Origin of the sequence: Pantoea sp. CTOTU49201, from assembly GCF_032054795.1 — a bacterium.
GTDB classification, from domain to species: domain Bacteria; phylum Pseudomonadota; class Gammaproteobacteria; order Enterobacterales; family Enterobacteriaceae; genus Pantoea; species Pantoea symbiotica.
This window is the reverse complement of record NZ_DAMBSA010000108.1, coordinates 1-6,480: the sequence shown is the minus strand read 5'-3', so window position 1 is coordinate 6,480 and position 6,480 is coordinate 1. Positions and strand designations below refer to the sequence as shown.

6 protein-coding genes are annotated in these 6,480 nt (G+C 50.4%); 3 read left to right on the top strand and 3 right to left on the bottom strand.

The window, feature by feature from the left end; genetic code table 11:
• Positions 1 to 65: 65 nt before the first annotated feature.
• Positions 66 to 380 carry a DUF1471 domain-containing protein gene (locus RTY00_RS10000; protein WP_312664324.1) on the top strand — a complete coding sequence of 105 codons (315 nt, stop codon included), beginning with the start codon at positions 66 to 68 and terminating at the stop codon, positions 378 to 380.
• Between the two features lie 12 nt (positions 381 to 392).
• On the top strand, positions 393 to 692 hold the full coding sequence (locus RTY00_RS24715) for a double zinc ribbon domain-containing protein (RefSeq protein ID WP_409519131.1): 300 nt from the start codon (positions 393 to 395) through the stop codon (positions 690 to 692).
• A 99-nt stretch (positions 693 to 791) separates the two neighbouring features.
• Here RTY00_RS24715 and RTY00_RS09995 read toward each other — a convergent pair whose 3' ends face one another.
• The 3 genes from RTY00_RS09995 to RTY00_RS09985 form a co-directional block, all read right to left on the bottom strand.
• Positions 792 to 2,153 carry a GntP family transporter gene (locus tag RTY00_RS09995; protein WP_312664323.1) on the bottom strand — a complete coding sequence of 454 codons (1,362 nt, stop codon included), beginning with the start codon at positions 2,151 to 2,153 and terminating at the stop codon, positions 792 to 794.
• A 516-nt stretch (positions 2,154 to 2,669) separates the two neighbouring features.
• On the bottom strand, positions 2,670 to 3,740 hold the full coding sequence (locus RTY00_RS09990) for an acyltransferase (RefSeq protein ID WP_312664322.1): 1,071 nt from the start codon (positions 3,738 to 3,740) through the stop codon (positions 2,670 to 2,672).
• A gap of 202 nt (positions 3,741 to 3,942) precedes the next feature.
• Positions 3,943 to 4,962, bottom strand: coding sequence for a LacI family DNA-binding transcriptional regulator (locus tag RTY00_RS09985; RefSeq protein WP_312664321.1), 1,020 nt, complete (start codon positions 4,960 to 4,962; stop codon positions 3,943 to 3,945).
• Positions 4,963 to 5,212: 250 nt separating this feature from the next.
• Between RTY00_RS09985 and ascF the strand changes: the two genes are divergently transcribed.
• Positions 5,213 to 6,480: PTS cellobiose/arbutin/salicin transporter subunit IIBC (ascF, locus tag RTY00_RS09980; protein ID WP_312664320.1), on the top strand; the 1,268-nt coding region annotated here is incomplete at its 3' end.

The window sequence follows — 6,480 nt, the reverse complement described above, 5'->3', positions numbered from 1 at the left end:
AGGGTATGTTTAATGCAAAACTAAAAGCGGAAGCCTGAATATCAGGCATAAATGGAGAACGGAACATGAAAAAACTGACCATTATTGCAGTGTTAGCTACCACATTTATTTTACCTGTAATTTCTCAAGCGCAGGACAATTTCCCAGTTGAGATTTCTTATAAGGAAACAAAGGGGGGGAATTGGGAGCATATTGGTGACATCTCTTTTACCAACCAAAGAAAAACATCTGAAGAAGTGCTTGAATCAATCAGAGTTGAAGCGCAAAAACGTGGAGCCGTTGGATATTATGTTACTCGCCTTCAAATGATGAACAATGGCTTCTGGAGTGCGAATGCAGCCATTTATTCGCCGAGAAATAATATGGCGAAAAATAATTAGGGATGATGTGTAATGGGATTATTCAAATCACTCTTCGCGGGCATCGCAAATGGACGCCATGGCCATTCACGTCACCATGGCGGACATGGTCATCACAATGAACAATATAGTGACTCCAGCAGATATGCACCTTCTGCTAATGAATCACTGAAAATACCTTGCCCGCATTGCCAATATCTCTGCAATAAAGACGATCGCTTTTGTGGACTGTGCGGCGGCGCGACAAATGCCATCTGCCCGAACTGCAGTAAGGTAATTTCACCGGTGGCGACATTCTGCAATAGTTGCGGGTCGCAGCAGCAAAAAAGATAGCTGACACTGATTGAACTATGAAATAAAAAAGACCAGCGCATAAAGCACTGGTCTTTTTATTTAGTCAGAGTCAGATAGCCGTGGCACCTGCCCTTACTATCAAATAAACGTCCAAATCAGCCAGGTCAGCGCAAAACCACATAATCCCATGATCGTGGTCAGCACCGTCCAGGTTTTCAAACCATCTGCAACTGACAAGCCGAGATAGCGCGTGACCACCCAGAAGCCGGAATCATTGACATGCGACAAGCCCAGCGCACCGAAGCATGCTGCCAGCGCGACCAATACCAGCTGCATGTCACCCAGCCCGGCGGCAGCGGTGCTTAACAAGCCGCAGGTGGTGACAATGGCAACGGTGGCGGAGCCCTGTGAGGCGCGCAGCGCTAACGACAGGATAAATGCGGCTGGGATGAGTGGCAGATTAATGGTTTGCAGCGAACCGGCCAACGCTTTACCGACGCCAGATTCAACCAGCACGCGGCCAAATGCACCGCCCGCACCGGATACCAAAATAACGCCCGCCGCAGTGGAAATGGCGTTATTCGATAGGCTTTCAATTTTATCTTTCGTCCAGCCACGGCGAATACCCAGCAACCATGCGGCTAACGCCACCGTCACCAGCAAAGCAATACCTGGCGAGCCGAGCAAGGTTAAGGTGTTCAGTAACAAACTATCTGGGGTTAAGTATGGCGGGAGCAGCGTGCCCAACGTAATCAGCAAAATAGGCAGAACGATCAAGCCGGAGATCACCCACGCGCCCGGCACATTTTGTTTTTCCTCGCTGGATGACGTTTTCCCGCTGCTTTCCGTTAATTGCAGCTGCTCCAGCACCTGAACTGACAACGTGTAATTTTTGCGATTGATGGCTTTGGCCGCGAAGTAACCGACCACACCGACCGGAATAGAAAGCGCAATGCCCAGCAGCATCAACCACCCCAAATCCGCATTCAGTAGCGCAGCGGCCGCTGCTGGGCCTGGATGGGTTGGCACGGTGACATGAACCATTAGCATCATACCGGCCATCGGCAAACCAAACTTCAGCGTTGATACCCGCAGCACTTTGGTAAAACCGTAAATCAGCGGTACCACAATGATAAAGCCAACATCAAAGAACACCGGTAAACCAAGGATGAAGGCCACCGTGGTCAATGCCGCCACCATGCGTTGTGGCCCGCACAGCTTCGCAAAGCGATTGGCCAGCGCATCCGCACCACCTGAGGCTTCAATAATCGCCCCCAGTATCGCGCCCAGAACAATAATCAGCGCGATGTTACCGAGCAAACCGCCCATGCCGCCGAGAATCACCTTCATGATCTCGCCGGTAGGAATTCCGGTAGTTATCGCCACAAACAAGCTGGAAACCAGCAGAGCAATGAAGGGATGAACTTTTGCTTTTATCACCAGAAGTAACAGCAAAATCACGCTTGCCAGCGCGATGGTTAACAACAACGTCGTGGACATCAGTAAGACCTCTAATAATTTTTTTCAGCAGGTAAAAATGGTGTTGGCGCAATGTGAAGCTAAAAACGACTCATCCCAACGGGATATGAATCCTTCGGTGGGTTACTTTTTATCTATCGATGAACCCAAACCGTTTTCGAACATGTAGGTCAGTAACACTCGCAACCCTCCTTGTTAAATTACGTTAATATTTGTTTGTTAGTGTTAATCCTGACAGCTTTATTGGTGAATAAACGTGCCTGGGTTCACAAAACGCACCGTATAAAGCTTGAAATAACAAATCTTCACATTACCTTTCATATCTCTACAAACCCGCACAGCCGCATGCTGCAAAGCCTAACCCGAAGGGGTGAGTTTGGATTTGCACGATTGCGAGGGTGGAGGAACTTAAACGTGTGAAAATATGTTAAAGCGCAGATGGGAGATGAAGAGCGTTGATAGCGGAGCGTAACAAGTGATTAAAAAAATCCCCGGCGATAATTACGCCAGGGATGGGGAAGAAGGATATGTTGTGTACTAAGCGCCCGCACCGGATTGCGGTGCAGCGGGAACCCGTTTCCCCTTCAGCATATTTCTCAGCGCCGGTTCGGCATATTTGGTAATCAGGAAAGCGATGTAGTACAGCACGCTGGCTACCACAATGGGCATCAGCAACATGACGGCTTCACTTTTGATATAGATGTTAAGTTTGATCAGCGTGGCGATCATCAGGTTTTCATGAATCAGATAAAATGCATAACTCGCAAAGCCAACAGCCGTCAGGAAGCGTATCGAAAGCCAGCGTTCCATCTGTTTAGAATAGAAGCTCGCGACAAAGAACAACATCACCATTAGCAATGGAATTACGGTTATCGCGCCAGCATTCTTTACGAAATAGCTGAAGTTAATCAGCATCGCCACAGCGACAATCGCGTAATGGAACAGTTTATCGCGGCCGTGCATACGTTCATAAACCAGGCAGCCCACCATAAACCACGAATAGTGAATAAAACCAAACTTAGAAATAATATCGATGAGCAGCGGATGCCCGAGTGATTTTAATACCGACGAAGCAGATAACAGCAGCATTGGCACCAGCAAAGCAGGCAAACAATATTTCCGGCCAAGGGTAAAATAGACGGCGCCAATAATCAGATAGAAAACCGCTTCGACATACAGCGACCAAAACGATCCCGCCATTGATTTGAATTCAATGCCGGTTAATTGCGTCAGGGTTTCCGGGTTAGTAAATATCAAACCGGGCAGCAGATTCCTGACGTACGGCGTCATCGCTGACCATTCCGGGAAGAAACCGCCTAGCGCGAACAGCAGCATGCTGGCAATAAACATCGCGGGAAATAGCCTTAGCCAGCGCTTTTTCAGGAAACTGATATAGCTGTTGGATTTATCCAGCGTCATAAAAATGACAAATCCCGAGATCATGAAAAACAGTTCTACGCCGAGCCAGCCAAAGCTAAAAAGTGGGATATGTTGTGTTTGCGCGACATAAGGCAATAATTCCGGCCATCGCGCGTAAGCATGATAGCCAATTACCAGCAGGATCGCTAAACCGCGCATACCATCAAGGTGCGTTATACGTGCGTGCATAATTCCCTCAGGAAAGATGACTGGAAGAGTAAAGTCAAATTAGCACTGACAGAGATTTACAATCAATCAGACTAATTCTGATTAACGCAGATTCAAATCAGAGTCTCTTTAAAAAATAAAGCCATTCTTTAATGGAAAAATAAACAGATTTCCATCAATTATCAGTTACTAAATTAATGGAATCATAAACTCAAATTTTCCATTACAGATTGTTAAGCGGTCCCGGCCCAACCGATTCACGCACAATTAATTCACCGGCAAAGGTTTTGTCATTGCGCATTTCGCCGCCATCCAGCATGGAAATCAGGCGTTCAATGGTTTCCTGAATCATCTCGGTTACCGGCATTTTCACACTGGATAATGCTGGAATGGTAAACGGTGCCAGCGGGATATCATCGAACCCGATCACCGCCACTTGTGCAGGCACCGCAATCTGCGCTGCCGCCAGCGCTTTTAACGCGCCTACCGCCATATCATCGTTGCTGGCCACCAGCGCAGTGAACGTTCTGCCCTGCTTCAGCAAATGCTCCACCGCTGTCATGCCGTTTTGCGCCTGCCATTTTCCTTCGAATACCAGCGCATCATCAATTGGAATGCCATGTTTAGTCAGCGCTGCCTGGTAGCCCGCCAAACGTTCGCGTCCGGTCGGCGAATCCAGCGAACCGGTGATAAAGGCGATTTCGCGATGGCCCAGCGCAATCAACTGCTCCACCGCAGCGCTGCTGCTGCGCTGTTGATCGGAATAGATGCAGTAACTGTCGTGCTGACGCAGACGGCGGTTAATCACCAATATCGGGTGTTTATGCTGCGCGATGATGCTGTCCATTTCATCGGTGGTGAGAAAACGCGGATAGATAATCACGCCATCGCAACGCAAATCGAGCAGGAACTGAATGGCCGCGCGCTCCTCTTCGGCGCTGTGTTTACCATCCACCAACAGCAGCTGACGTCCCTGCTGCTCCATCAGGCGCGCGGAATGCTGCATCAACTCGGTGAAGTAGCTGCCGGTATACAAGGTGTTGGTGATCACCAGCCCAATCGTCTGGCTGGATTTGGTCGCCAGGTTGCGCGCCAGCAAGTTAGGGCGGAAATCAGTGGCAGCAATCGCCTGATAGACCTTCTCGCGTTTTTCCTGGCTGACATAGCCATTGCCAGACAACACGCGCGAAACGGTTGCTTTCGATACGCCGGCTACTTTTGCCACCTCGATTATGGTCGCCATGTTTCACTCTTTTTCGATGCTCATCGCATCAGTGTACCTAAGCGACGAAATGTACGGCAATTTTTCTGCCATCGCCTTTTGTGCGCCCTTTCACCCTCAGCGATCAACTTCACACTTTCAATCATTGAATTTTAAATCTCTTGCCTGGTTCACATCACATCTTCATGATTTTGTGAAACCGGTTTCTCATGATTAAAAATCACGCAGAAAACCGCTGTACCTCTACCAAATAATCAGAGATCAAAAATCCATGGCTAAAAATTATGCGGACGTCTCGCGCGCCATCGTGGCTGCGCTCGGCGGCCTGAACAATATCGAAGCGGTGACGCACTGCATGACGCGCCTGCGTTTCGTGGTGAAAGACAGCGCGCACATTGATAACGCCGTGCTGAAAGCCATTCCCGGCGTGATGGGCGTGGTGCACACCGATACGCAATGTCAGGTGATCATTGGTAACAACGTGAACCTCGCCTATCAGGAAGTGTTGAAGCTCGGCACGCCAAACAGCGACGGCGCGGCGCCTGTGAAACGCAAAATCACCCTGCGCAGCATCGGTGCTGGGATTCTGGATGCGCTGGTGGGCACCATGTCGCCGCTGATCCCGGCGATCATTGGTGGCTCGATGGTGAAGCTGCTGGCGATGGTGCTGGAAATGAGCGGCGTGCTGGAGAAAGGCTCCTCAACGCTGATCATCCTCAACGTGATTGGTGACGGCGCGTTCTTCTTCCTGCCGATTATGGTGGCCGCCTCAGCCGCGCTGAAATTCAAAACCAACATGTCGCTGGCGATTGCCATCGCGGGCGTGTTGGTGCATCCCAACTTTGTCGATTTGATGGCTAAAGCCGCGCAAGGCCAGGCGGTGGAATTTGCCTACATCCCGGTGACGGCGGTGAAATACACCTATACGGTGATTCCGGCGTTGGTGATGACGTGGATTCTGTCGCACATCGAATACTGGATCGATCGCATTACGCCGGCGGTTACCAAGAACTTCCTCAAGCCGATGCTGATTGTGCTGGTGGCTGCGCCGATCGCTATTGTGCTGATCGGACCGCTCGGCATCTGGATTGGTAGCGGTATTTCGGCGCTGGTTTATACCATTCACGGCTATCTTGGCTGGTTATCGGTGGCGATCATGGGCGCGCTGTGGCCGCTGCTGGTGATGACCGGCATGCATCGCGTGTTTACCCCAACCATCATTCAAACCATCGCCGAAACCGGCAAAGAAGGCATGGTGATGCCGTCGGAAATCGGCGCCAATCTGTCACTGGGCGGTTCCTCGCTGGCGGTGGCGTTCAAAACCAAAAACCCTGAACTGCGTCAAACCGCGTTTGCGGCGGCGGCATCGGCGATTGTCGCGGGCATTTCTGAACCGGCGCTGTACGGCGTGGCGGTCAGATTGAAACGTCCGCTGATCGCCAGCCTGATCAGTGGCTTTATTTGCGGCGCGGTGGCCGGGATTGGTGGACTCGCCAGCCATTCGATGGCTTCGCCCGGCTTGTTCACCAGCGTGCAGTT